The sequence below is a fragment of the Klebsiella sp. BIGb0399 genome, assembly GCF_003752615.1.
Lineage (GTDB): Bacteria > Pseudomonadota > Gammaproteobacteria > Enterobacterales > Enterobacteriaceae > Klebsiella > Klebsiella lignicola.
On the sequence record NZ_RKHT01000005.1, the window covers coordinates 363,637 to 384,926 of the forward strand.

The window sequence follows — 21,290 nt, forward strand, 5'->3', positions numbered from 1 at the left end:
GTCATAGCGGGGCCTGCGGTAGCGGACGATCGCAGAAGATGCAAGTTGATTTAATAATGTGCAATCAGATTAACGACATAATTAGCGAATAAAGTATTGGCACGGTAAATAATTGTAATCAACGCTTCTTTTTTATTTTACATTCTGTTACAGTTGTGGCGTTATTATGCTTTTTTCACGCCAGCGGCGTTTTTTACTTGCCCGAGTGAATTTAGCCGGATTACTATTGTCATAGTTGCTATACGTACCGCCTAACGACTGATGAAGGGACTTCGTTTTTTCCTTAAGCGTTACCCCATTTATAGACGTTTACAGGAAAAATCATGCCTTGCGCTTTTAATAAAAGTCTACTTCACCCTCGCAACTGGGGGACCTGGTTTGGCCTCGCCATACTCTGGTTAATCGTGCAATTACCTTATCCACTTCTCCATACTATTGGTACCAGCGCGGGTAAGGCCTCACGCCGTTTTCTCAAGCGCCGGGAACATATTGCCCGACGCAATCTTGAACTGTGTTTCCCGGACATGTCCGCCGAAGCACGAGAAAAAATGATTGAACAGAACTTCATGTCGCTGGGTATGGGACTTATCGAAACCGGTATGGCCTGGTTCTGGAGCGACGAGCGGGTCAAAAAATGGTTTGACGTTGAAGGCTTCGATAATCTCAGCAAAGCGCTGAGTGCCGGGCAGGGCGTGATGGTGGTTGGCGTACACTTTATGTCGCTGGAACTTGGCGGTCGTACTATGGGACTGTGTCGGCCAATGATGGCGACCTATCGTCCGCACAACAGCCCGCTGATGGAGTGGGTACAGACCCGCGGACGGTTGCGTTCGAATAAAGCGATGATCGATCGGCGTAATTTGTCTGGCCTGGTGCATGCGCTGAAAGCCGGCGAAGCGGTATGGTTTGCCCCGGATCAGGACTACGGCCCGAAAGGCAGCGTGTTTGCGCCGTTCTTCTCTGTCCCGCAGGCGGCGACCACTAACGGTACCTATGTGCTCTCTCGCCTGTCAGGCGCGAAGATGCTGAGCATCAGCATGGTGCGCAAAGCCGACAGAAAAGGCTACACCTTATATATCAGCGATGTGCTGAACGATTATCCTGGTGAAGATAAACAGGATGCCGCCAGCTATATCAATAAAGTGATCGAAAAAGAGATTCTGCGCGCACCGGAGCAATATCTGTGGGTGCACCGCCGTTTCAAAACGCGTCCGCTGGGTGAAGGTTCACTCTACTAATTCAACAAGCACGGTAAGCGCTTTCAAAATCGCAGCAGTTGCGTTAACGTGAGCGCGATCATGTTTTTTGTTGAAAGCGAAGGAGTGCAGCGTGTTCGCTGAGTTTGGTGTACTGAATTATTTAACCTACCTGGTCGGGGCTATTTTTATCATCCTGGTTCCCGGCCCTAATACCTTTTTTGTTCTGAAGACCGGGATTGCTCACGGCGTAAAGAAAGGCTATCTGGCGGCGGCCGGGGTGTTCATTGGTGATGCGATACTGATGATGCTGGCTTTTGCCGGCGTCGCGACACTGATTAAGACCACGCCGGTGTTATTTAATATCGTTCGCTATCTGGGGGCGATTTACCTGCTGTGGCTTGGTGGCAAAATGTTGTACGCCGTGCTGACCCAGCGGGACGGGCATGCCGACACCAGTGCCGAGCCGGGGAGCGCGATCCTGAAACGCTCGCTGACGTTGAGCCTGACCAATCCGAAAGCCATCCTCTTCTATGTCTCGTTTTTCGTGCAGTTTATTGACGTGAGCGCGAAAACGCCGGGACTGGCATTCTTTATTCTGGCGCTGACGCTGGAGATCATTAGCTTTATGTATATGAGCTTCCTGATCCTCTCCGGTTCGTTCGTGACGCGCTATGTGAAAACGAAAACCAAGCTGGCTAAAATCGGTAACAGTCTGATTGGCCTTGTTTTCGTCGGCTTTGCCGCGCGGCTGGCGACGCTGCAATCCTGATCGGCAGGCCGGTAACCATTCCGGCCAGCCAGTGGTAATCACTGCGTTGTAACAAAAACCCTTCAATTTTTATTGCATTGATGTTACATATACAGCCGATTATCGGTCAGTCAAAAGGGAACCCGGATGATTCTGCAAAAACTCATCAGCAATAAAAACAGCAAGAAATTCTTCTTGTCGATAGGGATTGTGTTTGCCATCGCGCTTACCGTGGTTGGGCGTGCGACGTTCGGCGGCGTGGTCAGCGAATACAATATGCCGTATTCGGAGTGGACGGTGTCGATGTTCTTCCTGCAAGGGGCGATGGTGACCGTTTACAGCACCGTGTTCACGCTGCTGTTCTCTATTCCGCTGGGGTTCTTCTTTTTAGGTTCCGATCGTCAGGACTGATTGCCAGTCTCGATAAAACGGGGCGAACCGACGTTCGCCCTGCTTGATGCTTCGCTCGCTAATCCCTCAATTACCAACCGCGACCATCATAATGATGGTGGTGGCGCCCGTGATGATAGCCATCATGCACGATACAACCCGATAACAGCGTGCATAGCGTAAGTAGCAACGTTAACACGATCGGTTTTTTCATCTCTCACTTCTCCGCTGGTCCACCGTCCGCGGGCAAAGGGCCTGCGGAATCGGCTGATGAAGTGAGTGTATAGCGTTAAGTTATTGAGTGGATAAGACAACTCTGCAATTTCAGCCGGGTAAAAAATACGATTACCACCAGCCGAACTGCACGCCTGCCAGCGCAATAATAGCGACGATAAGCATAATAATGGTGCTTTTTTTCATCACGCGCCTCCCGGCGACGCGTAACCGCCGACAAAAAACCAACCGAGAAAAATAACGGCGACGATAAAGATGGCCACCGGGAAAAGAATACCCAATCTCATTGTGTTACCTCTGGGGCCAGACATCCTGCCCGTAATATAAGAGTCCATTAAGAGCCTATCCCATTAGGCTATTTTATTTGCCATTTTGGTCCTGGGCAGTGCTCACCATCCTCACGTACTGCGTGTACGCTCCGGTGGTTCCGCGCTGTCCGCGGCCAAACTGGCTGCAACAATCTACGCCTACTGGGATAGGCTCTAAGCCGCGCTATCATACCTTAATCAAGATACAGGAAGGTTTCTTTGCGACGGGATTTTTTATCCTGATACATGGCATCATCGGCGGCACGTAAAGCGCTTTCGACATCCTGGTTATGAGGATTAACGTCAATAACGCCAAAGCTGGCCCCAGGATAATCGATCCGGTGGCCGGCGAGATGATACACCCCGCTTAAGGCCTGGCGCAGCGTGGCGACAAAGGCCAGCTGCTGCGCGGCATCCCGCTCGGCGCCAACCACTAAAAACTCATCGCCGCCCAGTCGTCCCACCAGATCGCCAGGCTCAAGGCGGGCAGTTAAGCGTTCACCAATCTGAATCAAGAAGCTGTCGCCGCACTGGTGACCGAAGCGATCGTTAATCGCTTTAAAATCGTCAAGGTCGATAAAGACCATCAGGATATTACGCTGCTGCTCACGGGCGCGGGGAAATATCGACGTCAGGTGTTTAAACAGCGCCCGACGATTCGCCAGCCCGGTGAGTTCATCGGTATAAGAGTGCATCTCTAACGCGACGTTGGCCTCGCGCAGTTGGTCAACCAGCGTCTCTTTCTCAATATAGTGAGAGATTAAATTCGCAAACAGCCCCATGACCTGCTCACCCTCAAGGTTGTAGGGCTGCTTGTCGCGGCTGGTGGCGCACAGCGTGCCGTACAGCGAGCCGTCGGCGAGGCGCACGGGGATGCTGAAGAAGGTCATGATCCCCAGGTCTTGAGCGGCAATGCACGAGCGCCAGCGATGGTTGACATCATTGCTGAACTGGCAGTTATCGTCGATGGCTCGTTTGCATAATGAATCATTCCAGGGCACGGAAAACCCTTCCGGGATCTGCATAACGCTGCTGTTATGTGCATACATAATAAGCTGACGCTGTGCTTCAAAATCAATACGAGTCAGATACGTCGACTCCATTCTGGTCACCAGCTCCAGCATCTCAAGCAACTGCCGAACTAATAATTCCAGGGAATGTTCGTTGGCGAGTGTTTGCGAAACACGAGCAAGAATAAAATCTGACATGAATGTACGGCTCCCGATCGCGAGTGAAGACAGCCAGCAGATCCAGCTGGCGACGGCTACCCACGAAAAGTAAACATAGATACATCAAATTTAACACATTAATTCGGGGAATACCTGCGATCGCAGCGGGGAAAAAAAAGCCCCGTCGGGGGCGACGGGGAAAAACTCATTGATTATGGAATGATCTGTTCTCTGGTCAGTTCGAGAACAAGGCTACTCTACCGGGCAAAAGTGTAGGTAAAATGGAGAAACCATGAAGAATCAGGGCGAATACGCGCTCTGTACAAAAAAGGAACCGACATGAAGTGGATGACGATGATGCTGCCGCTGGCCCTTGCCGGCTGTGCTCAGCAACAGGATGCGCCGCCACCGCCGCAACAGATTGGCATGGCCAACCCGGCTGCCGTTTACTGTACGCAGAAAGGCGGAACGCTGATCCCGGTGCAAACTCCGCAGGGTGCGCGTTCGGACTGTAAACTGCCAGGCGGCGAAACAATCGACGAATGGGCGCTCTGGCGTCGCGACCATCCTGACAAATCCTGATGAACCGCTATCAGGCCAGCGTCTCCAGCCACTGGGCCAGCACCAGCGCATGGTTTTGCCGGGTATCTTTGGCACCATACAGCAAGGTTAACGGCTGCTGGTGAGCCAGCGTGGCGAGGCGCAGTCCCTCGTCACGGTGGGTGTCGAGTTCGTCGCGATATTGCTGACTGAAATGGTTAAAGTCGATCACCCCGCCGTGCAGCGCTTGACGTAGCGCCGTGGACGGGGTGAGCGTTTTACACCACTCATCGTGCAGCAGGGCCTCTTTTTTGATCCCGCGGGGCCAGAGTCGGTCCACCAGGACACGATAACCATCGCTGGGGTCTGCCGGATCGTATACTCGTTTACAATGGATCATCGTTGTTCTCTCTTGCCGCCATCCAGGCGAGGAGTTGGGGTACCTGCCCGTCGGAAAACACTGTAATACCGTGCTCGCGCAGCAGGGCGGCGGCGACGCCTGAGCCCGGCTTTCGCTGTCCGCTGAAGGTGCCATCATAGATAAACTGACTGCCGCAGGTTGGGCTGCCATCGGTTAATAACGCGGCATCGCAACCGGACTCCTGGGCGGCCCGCAACGCCAGCCAGGCGGCCAGCTGATAGTGCGCCGTGACATCCTGACCGCTGCTTTCAACAATTTGCGCCCGACCCTGCATTACCTCTGCTCCCTGGGCGCTGACAATTTCGGCAGGAAGCCGCGGAGTCGGCAGCCCGGCGGCCAGCTCCGGGCAGTGGATCACCAGCCGGTTATCCTGCTGCCAGCGCGCCAGCATCCCGGCAAGCTGCGCTTTTCCACTGCCGTTATAACGCACCTGAAACCCCATCAGGCAGGCGCTGACCAGAATCTTGCTCTTCATACTTCGTCCGCCGGTGTTGTTCTGCGCTATACCATAACGCCTTCAGCTGGAAATTACCCGCAGGAAAGCGCCCCAAAAATGGCAGGAGGTCCGCGCAAAAATAGGGATTGTGTTCTGCGCCCGAGATCGCTAACCTGAGCGTCCTTGTGTTGCCCGAAAATCGCTATGACATAAGGAACCTGCTATGAACTCCCCCCTGCGTATTGCCCTGGTTGGTGACTACAATCCTGACGTGATTGCCCATAAAGCGATCCCCCTTGCTATCGATGATGCCGCCGCCGTCATGGAACTGCCGGTACGCTATGACTGGCTGGCAACCCGCGATATTCACGATGCCGATGCGCTCGCCGACTACGATGCGATTTGGGTGGTGCCCGCCATCCCGTACCAACACGCCGAAGGCGCGTTTACCGCTATTCGATTTGCCCGTGAAAACAGCGTGCCGTTCCTCGGAACCTGCGGTGGTTTTCAGCATGCGATTATCGAGTATGCCCGCAATGTGCTGGGCTGGCAGGATGCGGCGCATGCGGAAACCGACACCGAAGGGCGGATGGTCATTGCGCCATTAAGCTGTTCGCTGGTGGAAAAAACGGACACGATTGAACTGCGCGCCAACACCCTGATTGCGCGCGCCTATGGCCGCGATAATATCGAAGAGGGTTACCACTGCAACTACGGTATCTCTGAGAGCTTTGCGGCTGAACTGGAGCAGGGCGATCTGCGGGTTACCGGCTGGGATGACGAAGGGGAAATCCGCGCGGTGGAACTGGTCACCCATCCGTTCTTTGTGGCGACCTTGTTCCAGCATGAGCGTAACGCCCTGGAGGGCCGCCCGTCGCCGCTGGTGCAGGCGCTGTTACATGCGGCGATCCATTAACCTCGCCATCCGACGTGAAGATGCCGCCAGCATGCTGGCGGCTTAGCAGGAGAGTGGCGGGTTATCCGGCTATCTCCCGGTTACGACCGGCGAGGGCGCCAAACACCGCCATCACCACCGAAATCAGCGCCACGGCGAGCAGCGGAATCTGCCAGTTGCCATTGGCGTCATGTATTCTCCCCATCAACGGTGGCCCGCAGGCTGCCAGCAGATAGCCGACCGCTTGCGCCATACCCGACAGCGCCGCCGCCTGATGCGCGGAACTGGCGCGCAGACCAATAAAGGTCAGTCCGAGGATCATCGTTGCACCGGAACCAAACCCAAAGATCAGCGTCCACAATACCGCTTGTCCGGGCCAGAACCACAGGCCGCCGGCGCTGATGGCGCACAGTAAAGCCACCAGAATCGCAATCCTGCGCTGATCTTTCAGCCGATGGAGGATCAGCGGAATCGCCAGGCCCGGTACGGCGGTGGCCAGTTGCAGCAAGCCGTGCAGGGAGCCTGCCTGCGCTTCGCTATAGCCGAGGCTCTGCAGGATGGCGGGCAGCCAGCCAATAATCACGTAATACACCAGCGAGTTGATGCCGAGGAATAGCGTCACCTGCCACGCCAGCGCCGAGCGCCAGATCCCGCGATTATGCATCGCGCCGGAGCCGGTCAACGGCGCGACCGACGGCTTACGCGATTGCGGCAGCCAGAACAGCAACGCCAGCAGCGGGAAGATCATCAACATCAGGAGCGCGCCGCGCCAGCCATAGCCGGCCATGGCCAGCGGGACCACCATCGCCGAACCCAGCGCCGCCGCACCGCCCATGGTGAGCGAATAGGCCCCGGTCATTCGGGCAACGTGCTGCGAGAAATCGCGCTTGATTAAGCCCGGCAGCAGAACGTTGCCCAGGGCAATACCGCAACCGATGATCGCCGTCCCGCCAAACAGCAGGAAGGTTGAAGGCAACGAACGCAGGCCGATACCGAGGCAAATCAGTATCAACGCGACCAGCAGGCTACGTTCGATGCCGAAGCGTCGGGCGACGCCGGCAGCCAGCGGCGAGATCAGGCCAAAGGCCAGCAGCGGCAGCGTGGTGAGCATCCCGGTTTGTGCAGTAGTCAGCGCATATTCAGCGCGAATGGCATCCAGCAGCGGGGCGGTGCCGGTAAAGGTGACCCGCAGCGTGGCGGCAATCAATAAAATACCGGTAATCAGCAGCAGATTGCGGCGGCCGGTAGCAGAAGATAAAACAGAACTCATAACGTTCTCTGGCGAATAAACAGGGCGCTTACCATAGCGCGTTTGCTCGCTGTTTAAATCAAGCTAAAATGACAGATTATCGCTAATATCGGACAAAATGATGATTGGACTCGGTCTCGACGGCTACGACCCCGACAGCGGTCACGAAGCGGCCCTGGCGTTTCGCATTCAGGTGGTGGAGGATGAGCAGTTTATTGCGCAGCATCAGCACCGGAAAGGCCAGCTGATTCTCGCGCTGCACGGCGCGCTCACCTGCGAGGTGGAAAACGCCATGTTGATGGTGCCGCCGCAGTATGCAGTGTGGGTTCCCGGGCTGATGCCCCACAGCAACCGCGCCACGCCCGGAGCGCAAATCAGCTTTCTGTTTATTGAGCCTGAGGCGGCAGCGATGCCGCAGCACTGCTGTACGCTAAAAATCTCGCCGCTGGTCCGTGAATTGATTCTGGCGCTTGCCGCCCGGAGTGGGGCGGAGTTAACCCATCCGACAACTCAGCGGCTGGTTCAGGTGTTATTTGACGAGCTGCCGCAGCAGCCACAGGAGCATCTGCAGCTGCCGGTTTCCGCCCATCCGCGGATCCGGCAAATGGCGGAGGTGATGGCGGTTGATCCGGCGCGCTGGCAGACTCTGGGGCAGTGGGCCGCAGAGTTTGCCATGAGCGAACGCAACCTGGCGCGTCTGGTGGTGCGAGAAACCGGGCTGAGCTTTCGTCGCTGGCGCCATCAACTGCAGCTGATCCTGGCCCTGCAAATGTTGATTCGCGGCCAGACGGTGCAGCAGACGGCGCAAACCCTCGGCTACGACTCGACCACCGCCTTTATTACCATGTTCAAAAAGGGGCTGGGGCAGACACCAGGACGCTACCTGGCGAGCCTGACTACGACTTCCCGATAAACAGCGAGATAATCCCGGCGGCAATCAGCGGACCAACCGGTACGCCACGGAACAGCGCCACCCCCAGCACCGTGCCGACCAGCAGCCCGGCCACCAGTTGTGGCTGCGAGCCCATCAGCGCCACGCCGCGTCCGCCGAGCCACGAGACAAACACCCCGACGGCAATGGCAAGCAGCGATTTCCAGTTCACGAATGAGTGCAGGAGCGTCGACGGCGGCAGGGTGCCGCTGGCAATCGGCGCCATCACGCCAATAGTCAAAATGATAATGCCGATCGTCAGCCCCTGTTTTTCAATCCACGGGAAAAAGACGTTGAGCGGGGTCACGCGGACGATAATTAACACGAGGATAGAAATGGCGACGGTGGTGTTATGGCTAACAAAACCCAACGCGGCCAGCCCCAGCAGAATAAACAGGGTGGTATCGAACATAAAAAGGGATCCTTGCCAACAGAATAAGCCTGTCTACTTTACGCGTAATAGCGTGAGTAAACAGGCTTTTTTTACTTTCTGGCCGTGTATTCATGCATCTGCATAACAATCACCAGCGGCACGCCAGAGCCAGCGTCAGGCTTCGCGACGAAACGCCAGCAGCTCCGGACGGGCAATGCGCAGATAGTCGGCGGTATTGAGGATGATGGATTTCTCCAGCAGGCCGGCATTAAACGCAATTTCGCCGTAGCGGTCGAACAGCAGCGGATCGGCGATCAGCCGCAGCGCAGGATGGAAGCTGAAAGGCGGAATGGCGCCAAAAACGCAGGCGGTAAGGGCATCGACCTCGGCCGGGCTGGCCAGTGAGGCTTTGCGCGCGCCAAGATGCTGCGCCAGACGCGACAGGTCGGCCTGCTGGTCGGCGGCGAGGATCGCCAGCACATGTTGATTCACGCCATTGCCTTTGACTTTGCAGACCAGCGCTTTTGCGCCCTGGCCCAGCGCGGTGCCGCGAATTTCTGACACGGCTTCGCACTTGCCCACGGCATCATGTTCTACCACCCGATAGTGCGCCTGATGGTTATCAAGCAATTCGAGCAACTGACGATGGGTATCCTGTTTTTCCGGCTCGTTCATTTTGTGACGTCCACCCTGGCAAAACCATCAGCATAAGCTTCTTCTTAACAGATGAAAACCTTTGGTGGCGGCAATCGCCATCTGAGTGAGGTGGCATTAATAACCTGCGGTATTATTCGTAATTAATTCATAATTTACTCATTTTGTCTCCAAAGGAAAATGCTGGAATGCTGCTGGCGTAAGGATTTATATTACGCAATCGAACTTTTCTCATTTTATTTAGTCCTTAACAAAACCAGCAGGAATGTTATTGATTGTGGTTACGAGGTTATGATGAAAGCAAACACGCGCGGTGCGCGTATCCCCCCGAAAATTCAAAAAAATAAGGGAGCTGAACAGGCGCCGTAATTACTTTACTAAGAAAGTTCGCAATGTTATGCGTGTTTATATTGCGAAAACGTTATGGGACAACCACAAGCGCAATGACACCGCATTATCACCGGCGAAAACGGTGCTGCTGATGCGCAATGAAGGGGCAATAGGCGATGTCGTTGTCGATTCGGCGCTGGTGAAATGCCTGCATGAGTCGGGCTATATCGTCGATTTTCTGCTGACCAAATCGAACAGCCTGGTCATGAAAAATCATCCCGGTATTCGTCGGATCTATGAAGCAGAAAATGTATCCTCAAGCGATTTCCTGCGAAAATTCACCCATAACGTTCCTAAGTCTGTTATTAATGAGCTGGCGAATAATAAGTACGATATTGTTATCGATCCTTCGTTATTCGATATGCCCATACACCGCATGCTGTTACTGCGTCAAATAAAAGCCAAATCGGTACTGGGTTTTAATAAATGGGCATCGATTAACCATTACACCAAATCATTTGCCTTTGACTGTGAAAACTGGCACGTCAGCAAAACCTTTACCTTTATTGCCGACTATCTGCATCTTGATGCCAGCCACCTTGAGAGATATGACCTGCATATCCCTGCGGATATTAATCAGCAGGTCCGCGCTTATCTCGACGGTTTAGCCGGGAGAAAGGTGGTTATTAATATTTTTGCCGGCCATGCCGACCGCAGTTTGTCGCAGGAGCAGCTGGCGGTCATCATCGACAGGCTGCGCGAAGCCTATCCTGACGTGCACATTATTTTGCTCGATCACCGGAATGAAATCCGCCTCCCGTTACCGGAAGGGGTAAGCATCAACCCGTTTAAGACCCTGCATCACGCGATGGCGTTAATTGCCGGCGCCGACCTGATTATCTCGCCGGATACTTCGGTCGTGCATATGGCCGCGGCGTGGAAGAAGCCGCTGATCGCCATCTATAAAGACGTGTTGATGAATAACCGACTGTGGGCACCGGGCTACGATAATGCGCGGCAGATTATTCTGCAGTGCGGCAAGGTGCATCAGCATGCCGACATTGCCGGCCTGGTTATGGCGGAGATGAAGCGCGGGGTGCTGCCAGAACGCGCCAGTATCGAAACGGCCTGACGGCCGGAGACGTTGCTGGCGGCCTGGGCATTATCGTCAACGGCTCACGGTACTATACCGCGGGCCGTTTTTGTTAATGGGGGCTCAGAGCGCTATAGAGCGAGCAGAGCTCCTGCAGGCTTTTCGTTCCCGTGCGTTTCATCAGGCCATTGCGTTGGACGCTCACCGTCGTCGGGCTGACGCCCCGGATGCGGGCAATATCTCCCAATGAGTGCCCGCGTATCAGCAGCCTCATGATCTGTTGTTCCGCAGTGGTAAATTTGAAGGTATGGGGCAGATAGCCCGCCGTTTTGTTCTGCTCGGCTAACAAGCGCATCACCCACAGCGCCTGCCGTAATGCGTCGACGCCCAGCCTTTCCGGCAGATATAATTTTATTAATCCCGGGAAAAGTCGGTTGATCGTATCAAAATAACGCTCCGAAGTTATAAATACAGAGTGGTGCACTGGCGGCCTGGTAAATAACAATGAGTATATTTCATGCACCTCCATGCCGGAGGTGACATACACATATGGTTGTTCGTTATTAGCGTATTCACTTCCTTCAGGATGTAACTCTTTCAGAATTTTCTCTATCCCATAGAGGTAAAAACTGTCCTTTCCATAGATAGTCATAGTGAGACTCCAGCGGTCGTGGTGCGGTTATTTTCTGCGTTCACCGCAGATGTATCCCTGAGTGTTGTGTTGTTGCCTCAATAAATCAATCCTGACAGTAGGATGGTTTGTCTTTCGTTTAGCCTGCAGCGTCTGTCAGCCGTAAAGTTATCTGACAAGCTTACGGCATTTTATTGTTCGCATCTTCTCTTTTAGCCAGGATGATTTTTACTTTTTTTAAATTCTTGTTCTTAACTTTTCAGATAATTAAATGACCAGTCCCTGGTGATTTTTCGTAACTCTTTGTATTTATTGATTTGCATTCTTAGGATTATCTTTATTAAAAGCGTATGAATTAATTTTAATTTGCGAATAAATAATTGGATCGCGATCTCAAAATGATATTTCAATTTATGTGAAAGTGTAATCCATAAAATCATGTGGTCATTGCCTGATGTTTCTAATACAGGTAAAAGAATTATGTGTGGTGAATCCCCCTATGCGGAGGGGTCATGCTGGCATGAGAGTATCCTCTGATGACGTTTCTATTTTATGGACGAATTGGTGTTTCAGCGCCCAATTCACCGGGAGGCACCCGGCACCACACACCCCATTATTAAAATGATTTTATTCATTCACCTGCCAATGCGCAGGGGATTTCCCTTACCTTTGGAATATAAAAATATAGAGGGTTATATGTTGCGTCCGTTTTTATTACTTACTGCTTCACTTTTAAGTATTTCGGCTCATGCGGTGACTTTTGACTATCGTCACGAGATTAACGATAGCGGCGGTAATAACCATAAAGACCGGTTGTTAATGTCGCATCGCTTTGCTAATGGCTTTGGTCTGTCGTTGGAAGGCAAATGGAAGGGGGCACAGAAGAAAGATAAAGCTTTGCATGAGACCGTCAGTAACGGTACAGAAGCGATCGCCAGCTATGTCTATAAAATCAATGACACCTTTCAGGTTGAACCGGGTTTTTCGCTGGATAGTAGCTCAACCTCAAATAACTATCGCCCCTATCTGCGTGGTAAGGTCAACCTGAGCAAAGATGTCAGCGCGACGCTGCGTTATCGCCCGTACTTCAAGCGTAACTCCACCAACATCGGTACCCAAAAGGACACCTCAGAAAACGGCTATAACCTGACCAGCGTCCTGTCATGGAAATTCTTCAATGACTATCAACTGGACTATGAGTTCGACTATAAAAAGGCCAACTCTGCCGGGGTGATTCTGTCAGATAATGAGAGCTATGAGTGGACTCATGATTTCAAACTGACCTACAAAATCGACAAGAACTGGTCGCCGTATATGGCTATCGGCAACATCTCAGGCAGTAAAGTGACGGATGAGCGGCAAACGCGTTATCGCGTCGGTGTGAAATACAACTTCTGATGCGCAATGCCGCATCAAGGCGTTAAATCCCATGGTCTGCCGGTGCAGGCCATGGGGCGTTCATCAAAGGTGCATGTTGCCGGGGGAAGGGGAAGGCAAAAAATCAGCCAGAAACGTCGCGTCGCTGGCCGATCTGCGGGTTAGTTTTTCACTTCTGTACCCTGCTTGTGGAACAGTTCACGGAAGACCGGGTAGATATCTTCCTGATCGCGGATATGCTGCATGGCGAAGTTGTCGAATTTCTCCTGCAGATGCTCGTATTCACGCCACAGCGTCTGGTGCGCCCGGCGGGTTATCTCGATGTAGCTGTAGTAACGCACCACCGGCAGGATGTTTTTCGCCAGCAGTTCGTGACACAGCGGTGAGTCATCGGCCCAGTTATCCCCATCCGAGGCCTGTGCCGCATAGATATTCCACTGCGACGGGTCATAGCGCGCTTTCACCACTTCATCCATCAGCTTCAGGGCGCTCGAGACGATCGTGCCGCCGGTCTCCTGCGAATAGAAGAACTCATGCTCGTCGACTTCTTTGGCCTGGGTATGGTGGCGAATATAGACCACTTCGACGTTTTTATAGGTCCGGCTGAGGAACAGATACAGCAGGATATAAAAACGCTTAGCCATATCTTTCGTCACCTGATCCATGGAACCCGACACGTCCATCAGGCAGAACATCACCGCCTGGCTGGAAGGCTCAGGCCGCTTTTCGTAGTTCTTGTAGCGCAAATCAAAGGTATCAATAAACGGTACCCGGTCGATTTTTGCCCGTAGCTCGGCGATCTCCTGGCGTAGACGCTCTTCCTCCAGCAATTGCGCTGGCTCACTTTTGCTGATGGTGTCGAGGTCCTCCTCCAGCGCCCGCAGCTCGCGGCGTTTGCCAGCGGTCATGGCGGTACGCCGCGCCAGCGAATTCTGTAGTGAGCGGACAACGCTAATGTTGGCCGGCACCCCGTTGGCGGTGAAGCCCGCGCGGTGGGTTTTAAACTCGGTGAGCTGACGTTGCTGGTTTTTCTTCAGATTCGGCAGGGCGAGATCCTCAAACAGCAGATCAAGGTACTCGTCTTTGGAAATCTGAAAGACAAACCCGTCCTGGCCTTCGCCATCGGCGCTGGCTTGCCCTTGTCCGCTCCCGCCGCCGCCTCCGCCGCCCTGAGGGCGTTCGATGCGGTCATTCTGGACGAAGTGATCGTTGCCGGGGTGGACGCGGTTGCGCAGCCCCCCGCGACCCTGATGAAACATCGGTTCGTTGATATCGTCCGTTGGGATGGAGACGGACTCTCCACTGTCAATATCGGTCACCGAGCGCTTGTTAATTGCCTCGGAGATCGACTGTTTTATCTGCGCCTTATAACGGCGCAAAAAGCGCTGGCGGTTCACCGCACTTTTATTTTTCCCGTTCAGGCGCCGGTCTATGAACCAGGTCATATGCCCTCCTGTACCGCAATTGCCAACTCTGCCGTTCATCACTCAGGCTTCGGCGGTCCGCTTTCCGGGCCGCTGACACTGGGCGCTTCCCACGCCCATCGCCGATTGATTACGGGCATACGCAGTTGTTATATACCCGGCAGTGACGTCACTGCCGGGCTGCTCCGTCAGGACGATTTACGTACACGCAGATACCATTCGCACAGCAGACGGACCTGCTTGCGGGTATAGCCTTTCTCCATCATACGGTCGACAAAATCGTCGTGCTTTTTCTGCTCGTCGGTTGAGGTTTTGGCGTTGAACGAAATGACCGGCAACAGCTCTTCGGTATTCGAGAACATTTTCTTCTCGATAACCGTGCGCAGTTTTTCGTAGCTGGTCCAGTTTGGATTGCGGCCGTTGTTGTTGGCCCTTGCACGCAGCACGAAGTTGACGATCTCGTTACGGAAGTCTTTCGGGTTGCTGATCCCGGCAGGCTTCTCAATTTTTTCCAGCTCCCCGTTCAGGGACTCACGGTCAAACAGCTGACCGGTATCCGGGTCACGATACTCCTGATCCTGGATCCAGAAGTCCGCATAGGTGACATAACGGTCGAAAATGTTCTGCCCGTATTCGGAGTAGGATTCCAGGTAGGCGGTCTGGATCTCTTTGCCGATAAACTCGGCGTATTTCGGGATCAGATAGCCTTTGAGGAATTCCAGATAGCGTTCCGCTTGCTCCTGCGGGAACTGCTCACGCTCGATCTGCTGCTCCAGCACGTAGAACAGATGCACCGGGTTGGCGGCGACCTCGGCGTGGTCAAAGTTAAACACGCGTGACAATATTTTGAAGGCGAAGCGGGTGGACAGACCATTCATGCCTTCATCAACGCCGGCGTAATCGCGATACTCCTGGTAGGATTTCGCTTTCGGGTCGGTGTCTTTCAGACTTTCACCGTCATAAACGCGCATTTTGGAGTAAATGCTCGAGTTTTCCGGCTCTTTCAGGCGCGAGAGAATAGAGAAGCGGGACAGCGTCTCCAGGGTGCCGGGCGCGCAAGGCGCGTGGGTCAGCTCACTATTATTGAGCAGTTTTTCGTAAATACGCATCTCTTCGGAAATGCGCAGGCAATAAGGCACCTTGACGATATACACGCGGTCGAGGAAGGCCTCATTGTTTTTGTTATTACGGAATGTCACCCATTCTGATTCGTTCGAGTGGGCGAGAATTATGCCGTTGAACGGCAGGGCGGAAATGCCCTCGGTGCCGTTATAGTTACCTTCCTGGGTGGCCGTCAGCAGGGGATGCAGCACCTTAATTGGCGCTTTAAACATCTCGACGAACTCCATAATCCCCTGGTTGGCGCGGCACAGGGCGCCGGAGTAGCCATAGGCGTCCGGATCGTTCTGGGCATAGTGCTCCAGTTTACGAATGTCCACTTTACCGACCAGCGCCGAGATATCCTGGTTGTTTTCATCACCGGGTTCCGTTTTGGCGATGGCAATCTGCTCAAGGATGGAGGGCCAGACTTTGATGACGCGGAATTTGGTGATGTCGCCGCCGAACTCATGCAGACGTTTTGCCGCCCACGGCGACATAATGGTGCCGAGGTAGCGGGTCGGTACGCCATACTCTTTATCCAGAATCTGGGCATCTTCCTGCGGGTTAAACAGGCACAGCGGATGGTCATTGACCGGGCTACGCTCACCGTTAGCGCTGAGAACGTAAATCGGTACGCGCTGCATTAAGGACTTCAGACGTTCGGCCAGCGATGATTTACCCCCGCCGACCGGCCCCAGCAGATACAGGATCTGTTTCTTCTCTTCCAGGCCTTGCGCGGCATGTTTCAGGTAAGAAACGATCTGCTCAATAGCATCTTCCATACCGTAAAACTCTTCAAATGCCGGATAGCGTGCGACTACCCGGTTTGAAAAGAGACGGGACAGCCGTGGCTCCAGGGCCGTATCGACCATAACTGGTTCACCAATAGCCATCAGTAGCCGTTCTGCCGCGTTGGCATAAGCACTGCGATCTTGCCGGCAGATGGTAAGAAATTCCTGCAGTGTGAACTCTTCGTCCTTGGCAGCTTCATAACGCTGGCGATAGTGATCGAATATATTCATGGCATGCCGTCCTTTCGTTTTTAGCACAAGTTGAGAGCCGTTCATATGAATAGTGGGAGCTCCCGGAAGAGGTAAACTGCACGACGTTCACTGATTCTCCAGCAACCCTTATGCCAGGTTGTTGGGGGGATAAAGATCGCGTGCGGCAGAAAGACGTCTTCTAAATTAAAGCGTAGATGCATTTAGAAAACTTGCATGGCGCCAAAATACAATTTCAATGACATATCAATAACTCATCCGGAAAAGTGCGGCTATTTCGCATCTATTGCCAGGCGCTGTCATCGTGGTGTCATTTCCCTGCAAGCGAATGGTCACAGGTTGATGCCAGATTGAATGGTTTTATGTAATGACGGGTAAAGAATTTGAGGCATGAGGTCTACGACGTTAAACTGCCGGGGCGTATTATTTGACAAACGGGAAAATGGATTGTGAATAAGATCAAACCGCTGGCACTCAGTGTGTGCCTTGCAGCATCTGTTTCAGCGGCCCACGCTGAAGGGAAATTTACGTTAGGGGCCGGCGTGGGTATCGTCGAAAGCCCGTATAAACAATATGATGTCGATGTCTATCCGGTCCCGGCCATTAGCTATGAAAGCGACAGTTTTTGGTTTCACGGCTTAGGTGGCGGTTACTATTTATGGAATGACAACAGCGACAAACTGTCTATTACCGCCTACTGGTCGCCGATGTACTTCAAGCCGGGCGACAGCGACAGCGAGCAAATGCGCAAGCTGGACCGCCGTAAAACCACCATGATGGCCGGGCTGACCTATATCCACAACACGCAATATGGCTTTCTGCGCACCACTCTCGCGGGCGATACACTGGATCAGAGCAATGGTATCACCTGGGATGCGGCCTGGTTGTATCGCTACACCAACGGTAACCTGACCGTGACGCCGGGCATTGGCCTTGAGTGGAACAGCGACAATCAGAACGAATACTACTACGGTGTGTCACAGCATGAGTCAAATCGTAGCGGTATGCGTAGCTATGACCCGGACAGCAGCTGGAACCCTTACCTTGAGCTGTCGGCAAACTACCGTTTCCTCGGTGACTGGAGCGTCTATGGTGTCGCGCGCTACACCCGCCTGGCCGATGAAATCACCGATAGCCCGATGGTGGATAAATCCTGGAGCGGCCTGATCTCCACCGGGATCACCTACACCTTCTGATTGGCAGCCGTTGTGCACCATAACGAAGAATTTCATGCATCATAACGGGGCGTTACGCCCCGTTTTGCATTACGGTGGTGCAACAACCTAACCCGAGGAGTCGATGATGGGAAAAACAGTGCGTTTTGGCGAGGGTGCGGCGGTTCCAGCTATTGGGCAAGGCACCTGGTTTATGGGCGAAAACAGCGCCCGGCGCTCGCAGGAGGTCGCTGCACTACGTGCGGGCGTTGAACGAGGGCTGACGCTGATCGATACCGCCGAAATGTACGCCGACGGCGGGGCAGAAGAGGTGGTGGGCGAGGCGATTCGCGGCCTGCGTGACCGGGTGATGCTGGTGTCCAAGGTCTACCCGTGGAATGCCGGTGGGCAAAAAATGGTGACCGCCTGCGAGGCCAGCCTGCGCCGTTTGCGTACCGACTATCTTGATATGTATCTGCTGCACTGGGGCGGTGAGTTCACCTTTGCCGAGACCGTTGAGGCAATGGAAAAGTTGGTCGCGCAGGGCAAAATTCGCCGCTGGGGCGTATCAAACCTCGACGTAGACGAGATGCAGGCGCTGTGGCAGGTGGCTGACGGTTCCCGCTGCGCCACCAATCAGGTGCTCTATCACCTCGCGTCACGGGGCATCGAGCACGACCTGCTGCCATGGTGCCAGCAACAGTCGCTGCCGGTAATGGCCTACAGCCCGCTGGCTCAGGCGGGGCGCCTGCGCAATGGCTTAATGAATCATCCTGCGCTGAGCAAACTGGCGATGCAAAAAGGCATTACCGTGGCCCAACTGTTATTAGCGTGGGTCATCAGCCACCAGGGTGTGATCGCGATTCCAAAAGCGGGAAGTGTGGCCCACGTCGAAGAGAACGCCGCCGCGCTTGAGGTGGTGCTGAATGCGCACGATATCGCGCTGATGGAGCAGGCCTTTCCGGCACCGGGCCACAAAACGCCGCTGGATATGGTGTAAAAGAGAACTATTCAGCCTAAAAACGTTGGCGCTTTGTTGATGAGAATCATGGCTCAGTCGTGAGTATCCCCTTAAAGATACAAGAAAAAGGAGATACATATGACTGAACCTACTCAGCCTCTGGATGTGAAGCTGGCTTTCCCGCTGTGGAAAGCCGTTCTGACAATACTCTTCGGCGTGATTATCTGGTTTACTCCACCACCCGATGGGCTCACCCTCCACGCCTGGCAGATGTTTGCCATTTTTGCCGCCACCATCTTTGCCATTATCCTGAAAGTGCTGCCGATGGGCGCGGTGACGATGATTGCGTTGATCGTCTCCGCCTTTTTGGGCGTGACGCCTCTCTCGCCGGGTAAGAGCGATAAAGTCGCGGCGTTATCCGGGTTTGCCAACGGCACCATCTGGCTGATTGGTATCGCGATGTTCATCTCCCGGGCGGTGATCAAAACCGGGCTGGGCAAGCGGGTGGCGCTGTGGTTTATCTCTAAGTGCGGATCCAGCATGTTGGGCGTGGCCTACGGCCTGGCCTTGTCGGACGTGGTTCTCGGGCCAGGGATCCCCTCGGCGTCCGCGCGAGGCGGCGGAATTATGTACCCGATTACCCAATCCATTGCCACCGCCTACCAGTCCGAACCGGGGGCGACGGCGAGGAAAGCCGGGGCGTTCTTGATGATCTGCGTGTCGCAGATCGATGCCATCGTCTGTACGATGTTTTTAACGGCCATGGCCGGCAATCCGCTGGTGGCTGAGCTGGCGAGAAGTCAGGGAATCGAGATCACCTGGACGACGTGGTTTGTCGGGGCCATCGTGCCGGGGATTGCCTCGCTGATCCTGCTGCCGCTGGTGATCTACGTGATTTATCCGCCGCAGTTGAAGAAAACGCCGGAAATCCCGGCTATTGCCCGCGAAGAGCTACGTAAAATGGGGCCGATGTCGCTGGCAGAGAAAATCCTCGCCTTTGATTTCGTGTTGCTGATCTTGCTCTGGACCGTCGGGGATATCTTCTTTTCCATTCCCGCCACGCTCTCGGCGTTTATTGGGCTGATGGTGCTGCTGATCAGCAACATCATGTCGTGGAAAAACATCATTGAAGAAAAAACCGCCTGGGACACCATGTTCTGGTTCGCGGTGCTGGTGATGATGGCCAATGCGCTCAACAAATATGGCATGATCAAATGGATATCGGAGCGCATTGTCGGCTATGTCGGGCACTTTGAATGGATCACCGTATTTTTACTGCTGGTGGTGGTCTATTTCTATACCCGCTATTTCTTCGCCTCGGCGATGGCGCATATTTCCGCGATGTATCTGGCTTTCCTGGCGGTGGCGGTTTCCGTCGGCGTACCGCCGCTTTTTGCCGCGCTGGTGCTCGGATACACCTCTAATCTGTCGATGGGTCTGACGCAATACTCGGGTGGCCCGGGGCCGGCGCTGTTTGGTTCGGGCTATAACACCACAGGGCAGTGGTGGAGCGTCAGCTTTGTGGTTTCGCTGGCGTCTATTGCTATCTGGTTAGTGTTGGGCGGTGCGTGGATGAAGCTGGTGGGATTCTGGTAACGGACGTTCGTCAGCCATAAAAACAGGGCGATATCGCCCTGTTTTTGATCCGGCGTGTCCCGCATTGCGGGAGGGCAGGGATTATCCGCGTTTCACGACACGAATAGTTTGCGCCAGGCGAGAAGGTTTCTCTTCGCTGGTTTTCTGCGGTTCGGTCACGCAGCAGGTTTCCACGCAAACGAAGGTCTTGTAACCATCATCCGGCATATCGCCCATGCTCACGGACAGCGCCGGGCCAGGGTTCCAGCCGACCACGTTGCTGTGATGATGATGAACAACGTCGATATTGCGGTTCAGCGCATCGTCGTGGATCACGCTGCAGGCTTCGGCATTGAGGTAGACGCGGTCGGTACGGTCCGGGAAGGTCTGTACGCCGTCGCTCAGCACGCCTTCTTCGGCATTTTTGACTTTATCGATGTAGCGATCGCCCAGGCCGCTGACTTTAACGGCAGCGATATCGCCGACGTTGAAGTAGGTGTGCAGCGCGGAGGTGGTTTCAAACTCGCCGTGCGCTTCCAGTTCGATCTCGCAGGTTTTACCCAGTTTGAAGCGCGCATAGAGGGTGAAGTCATGCGGCCAGTATTGACGGGTCTCATCGCTGCTTTGCAGTTCGAAGGTCAGCATCACGCCGCTGTCATCTTCATCATGGCCTTTCAGCGTCCACGCCAGGTTACGGGCGAAGCCGTGGGAAGGCAGACCTTGCTGTGCCGACGGGCCGAACCACGGCCAGCACACCGGTACGCCGCCGCGCAGCGCAACGCCGGTTTTGAACGGCGTGTTCCCGCTCAGCCACAGGACTTCTTCTTCGCCGGCAGGTTTCCACGACAGCAGGTGGGCGCCCTGGAAGGCAACGGAGGCTTTGACCTGCGGATGGTCAACAACAATCAATTCCAGCTCATCGAGCTGACGGCGGGACAGAACAGGCGAGATTTCTTCAATAACCGGGAGAGCAAAAATTTTATTAATCATGGTGCAATCCTTCGTTAGCGTGACACCTCCATCCCCCAGAAGACAGCCAGTGCACAGGCTGCGTGCGGGGTGGCGTGTACATAAAAAAAGGCGACCGAAGTCGCCT

Annotated in this window: 23 protein-coding genes; 11 read left to right on the plus strand and 12 right to left on the minus strand. The window is 54.2% G+C overall.

From position 1 onward, the window contains the following. Positions 1 to 323 precede the first annotated feature (323 nt). The 3 genes from lpxP to EDF82_RS02065 all read left to right on the plus strand — a co-directional run bounded on the left by lpxP (position 324) and on the right by EDF82_RS02065 (position 2,358). Positions 324 to 1,238 carry a kdo(2)-lipid IV(A) palmitoleoyltransferase gene (lpxP, locus tag EDF82_RS02055; RefSeq protein WP_123753962.1) on the plus strand — a complete coding sequence of 305 codons (915 nt, stop codon included), beginning with the start codon at positions 324 to 326 and terminating at the stop codon, positions 1,236 to 1,238. Between the two features lie 91 nt (positions 1,239 to 1,329). Beyond that, positions 1,330 to 1,968 (plus strand): leucine efflux protein LeuE, encoded by a 639-nt coding sequence (gene leuE, locus EDF82_RS02060; protein ID WP_123753963.1) that lies wholly within the window; start codon positions 1,330 to 1,332, stop codon positions 1,966 to 1,968. Between the two features lie 126 nt (positions 1,969 to 2,094). Continuing rightward, positions 2,095 to 2,358 (plus strand): DUF2534 family protein, encoded by a 264-nt coding sequence (locus tag EDF82_RS02065; RefSeq protein ID WP_123753964.1) that lies wholly within the window; start codon positions 2,095 to 2,097, stop codon positions 2,356 to 2,358. A 70-nt stretch (positions 2,359 to 2,428) separates the two neighbouring features. On the opposite strand, the gene EDF82_RS25345 is transcribed toward EDF82_RS02065, so the two are convergent. The 3 genes from EDF82_RS25345 to EDF82_RS02085 all read right to left on the minus strand — a co-directional run bounded on the left by EDF82_RS25345 (position 2,429) and on the right by EDF82_RS02085 (position 4,087). Continuing rightward, a complete protein-coding gene (locus EDF82_RS25345) occupies positions 2,429 to 2,551 on the minus strand; it encodes a hypothetical protein (RefSeq protein ID WP_227540094.1) in 123 nt (40 codons plus the stop codon). 205 nt (positions 2,552 to 2,756) lie between these two features. Further along, positions 2,757 to 2,858, minus strand: coding sequence for a YoaK family small membrane protein (locus EDF82_RS02075; RefSeq protein ID WP_123755447.1), 102 nt, complete (start codon positions 2,856 to 2,858; stop codon positions 2,757 to 2,759). A 215-nt stretch (positions 2,859 to 3,073) separates the two neighbouring features. Then, positions 3,074 to 4,087 (minus strand): sensor domain-containing diguanylate cyclase, encoded by a 1,014-nt coding sequence (locus tag EDF82_RS02085; protein ID WP_123753966.1) that lies wholly within the window; start codon positions 4,085 to 4,087, stop codon positions 3,074 to 3,076. A gap of 300 nt (positions 4,088 to 4,387) precedes the next feature. Here EDF82_RS02085 and EDF82_RS02090 point away from each other — a divergent pair, with 300 nt between their 5' ends. Then, positions 4,388 to 4,630: a DUF333 domain-containing protein gene (locus EDF82_RS02090; protein ID WP_123753967.1), complete on the plus strand. Its 243-nt coding sequence runs from the start codon at positions 4,388 to 4,390 to the stop codon at positions 4,628 to 4,630. A gap of 10 nt (positions 4,631 to 4,640) precedes the next feature. Here the strand turns inward: EDF82_RS02090 and EDF82_RS02095 are convergent, their stop codons facing one another. Next, the gene (locus EDF82_RS02095; protein WP_123753968.1) at positions 4,641 to 4,988 is read right to left on the minus strand and encodes a DUF488 domain-containing protein; all 348 of its coding nucleotides are present in this window, start codon (positions 4,986 to 4,988) and stop codon (positions 4,641 to 4,643) included. Further along, entirely contained in the window at positions 4,975 to 5,484 is a 510-nt protein-coding gene (locus EDF82_RS02100) for a DUF523 domain-containing protein (protein ID WP_123753969.1), read from the minus strand. Before EDF82_RS02100 ends, EDF82_RS02095 begins: the two co-directional genes overlap by 14 nt. A 184-nt stretch (positions 5,485 to 5,668) precedes the next feature. Here EDF82_RS02100 and EDF82_RS02105 point away from each other — a divergent pair, with 184 nt between their 5' ends. Next, positions 5,669 to 6,361, plus strand: a complete 693-nt coding sequence (locus tag EDF82_RS02105; RefSeq protein WP_123753970.1) for a CTP synthase — start codon at positions 5,669 to 5,671, stop codon at positions 6,359 to 6,361. 61 nt (positions 6,362 to 6,422) lie between these two features. Here EDF82_RS02105 and EDF82_RS02110 read toward each other — a convergent pair whose 3' ends face one another. Beyond that, positions 6,423 to 7,610 carry a CynX/NimT family MFS transporter gene (locus EDF82_RS02110; RefSeq protein ID WP_123753971.1) on the minus strand — a complete coding sequence of 396 codons (1,188 nt, stop codon included), beginning with the start codon at positions 7,608 to 7,610 and terminating at the stop codon, positions 6,423 to 6,425. A gap of 97 nt (positions 7,611 to 7,707) precedes the next feature. Here EDF82_RS02110 and EDF82_RS02115 point away from each other — a divergent pair, with 97 nt between their 5' ends. Continuing rightward, positions 7,708 to 8,502 (plus strand): helix-turn-helix domain-containing protein, encoded by a 795-nt coding sequence (locus EDF82_RS02115; protein WP_187042829.1) that lies wholly within the window; start codon positions 7,708 to 7,710, stop codon positions 8,500 to 8,502. Here the strand turns inward: EDF82_RS02115 and EDF82_RS02120 are convergent. Together EDF82_RS02120 and EDF82_RS02125 are read right to left on the minus strand one after the other, a co-directional pair. After that, the gene (locus EDF82_RS02120) at positions 8,486 to 8,932 is read right to left on the minus strand and encodes a DUF441 domain-containing protein (RefSeq protein WP_123753972.1); all 447 of its coding nucleotides are present in this window, start codon (positions 8,930 to 8,932) and stop codon (positions 8,486 to 8,488) included. The two genes, EDF82_RS02115 and EDF82_RS02120, sit on opposite strands and share 17 nt — an antisense overlap. Positions 8,933 to 9,067: 135 nt before the next feature. After that, positions 9,068 to 9,568 carry a YbaK/prolyl-tRNA synthetase associated domain-containing protein gene (locus EDF82_RS02125; protein WP_123753973.1) on the minus strand — a complete coding sequence of 167 codons (501 nt, stop codon included), beginning with the start codon at positions 9,566 to 9,568 and terminating at the stop codon, positions 9,068 to 9,070. A gap of 376 nt (positions 9,569 to 9,944) precedes the next feature. Between EDF82_RS02125 and EDF82_RS02130 the strand changes: the two genes are divergently transcribed. Beyond that, entirely contained in the window at positions 9,945 to 11,009 is a 1,065-nt protein-coding gene (locus EDF82_RS02130) for a glycosyltransferase family 9 protein (protein WP_227540095.1), read from the plus strand. 73 nt (positions 11,010 to 11,082) lie between these two features. On the opposite strand, the gene EDF82_RS02135 is transcribed toward EDF82_RS02130, so the two are convergent. Beyond that, positions 11,083 to 11,622 carry a helix-turn-helix transcriptional regulator gene (locus EDF82_RS02135; RefSeq protein ID WP_123753975.1) on the minus strand — a complete coding sequence of 180 codons (540 nt, stop codon included), beginning with the start codon at positions 11,620 to 11,622 and terminating at the stop codon, positions 11,083 to 11,085. 675 nt (positions 11,623 to 12,297) lie between these two features. Between EDF82_RS02135 and EDF82_RS02145 the strand changes: the two genes are divergently transcribed. Beyond that, a complete protein-coding gene (locus EDF82_RS02145) occupies positions 12,298 to 12,999 on the plus strand; it encodes an oligogalacturonate-specific porin KdgM family protein (protein ID WP_123755450.1) in 702 nt (233 codons plus the stop codon). A gap of 140 nt (positions 13,000 to 13,139) precedes the next feature. Here the strand turns inward: EDF82_RS02145 and EDF82_RS02150 are convergent, their stop codons facing one another. Both EDF82_RS02150 and yeaG read right to left on the minus strand, forming a co-directional pair. After that, on the minus strand, positions 13,140 to 14,423 hold the full coding sequence (locus EDF82_RS02150) for a YeaH/YhbH family protein (RefSeq protein WP_123753977.1): 1,284 nt from the start codon (positions 14,421 to 14,423) through the stop codon (positions 13,140 to 13,142). A gap of 167 nt (positions 14,424 to 14,590) precedes the next feature. Then, positions 14,591 to 16,525, minus strand: a complete 1,935-nt coding sequence (gene yeaG / locus EDF82_RS02155) for a protein kinase YeaG (protein ID WP_123753978.1) — start codon at positions 16,523 to 16,525, stop codon at positions 14,591 to 14,593. A gap of 428 nt (positions 16,526 to 16,953) precedes the next feature. Between yeaG and EDF82_RS02160 the strand changes: the two genes are divergently transcribed. The 3 genes from EDF82_RS02160 to EDF82_RS02170 all read left to right on the plus strand — a co-directional run bounded on the left by EDF82_RS02160 (position 16,954) and on the right by EDF82_RS02170 (position 20,215). Further along, positions 16,954 to 17,700, plus strand: a complete 747-nt coding sequence (locus EDF82_RS02160) for a MipA/OmpV family protein (RefSeq protein ID WP_123753979.1) — start codon at positions 16,954 to 16,956, stop codon at positions 17,698 to 17,700. 103 nt (positions 17,701 to 17,803) lie between these two features. After that, on the plus strand, positions 17,804 to 18,658 hold the full coding sequence (locus EDF82_RS02165; protein ID WP_123753980.1) for an aldo/keto reductase: 855 nt from the start codon (positions 17,804 to 17,806) through the stop codon (positions 18,656 to 18,658). A 99-nt stretch (positions 18,659 to 18,757) separates the two neighbouring features. Further along, on the plus strand, positions 18,758 to 20,215 hold the full coding sequence (locus tag EDF82_RS02170) for an anion permease (RefSeq protein ID WP_123753981.1): 1,458 nt from the start codon (positions 18,758 to 18,760) through the stop codon (positions 20,213 to 20,215). Positions 20,216 to 20,296: 81 nt separating this feature from the next. Here EDF82_RS02170 and EDF82_RS02175 read toward each other — a convergent pair whose 3' ends face one another. After that, a complete protein-coding gene (locus EDF82_RS02175) occupies positions 20,297 to 21,184 on the minus strand; it encodes a D-hexose-6-phosphate mutarotase (protein ID WP_123753982.1) in 888 nt (295 codons plus the stop codon). Between the last annotated feature and the right edge of the window lie 106 nt (positions 21,185 to 21,290).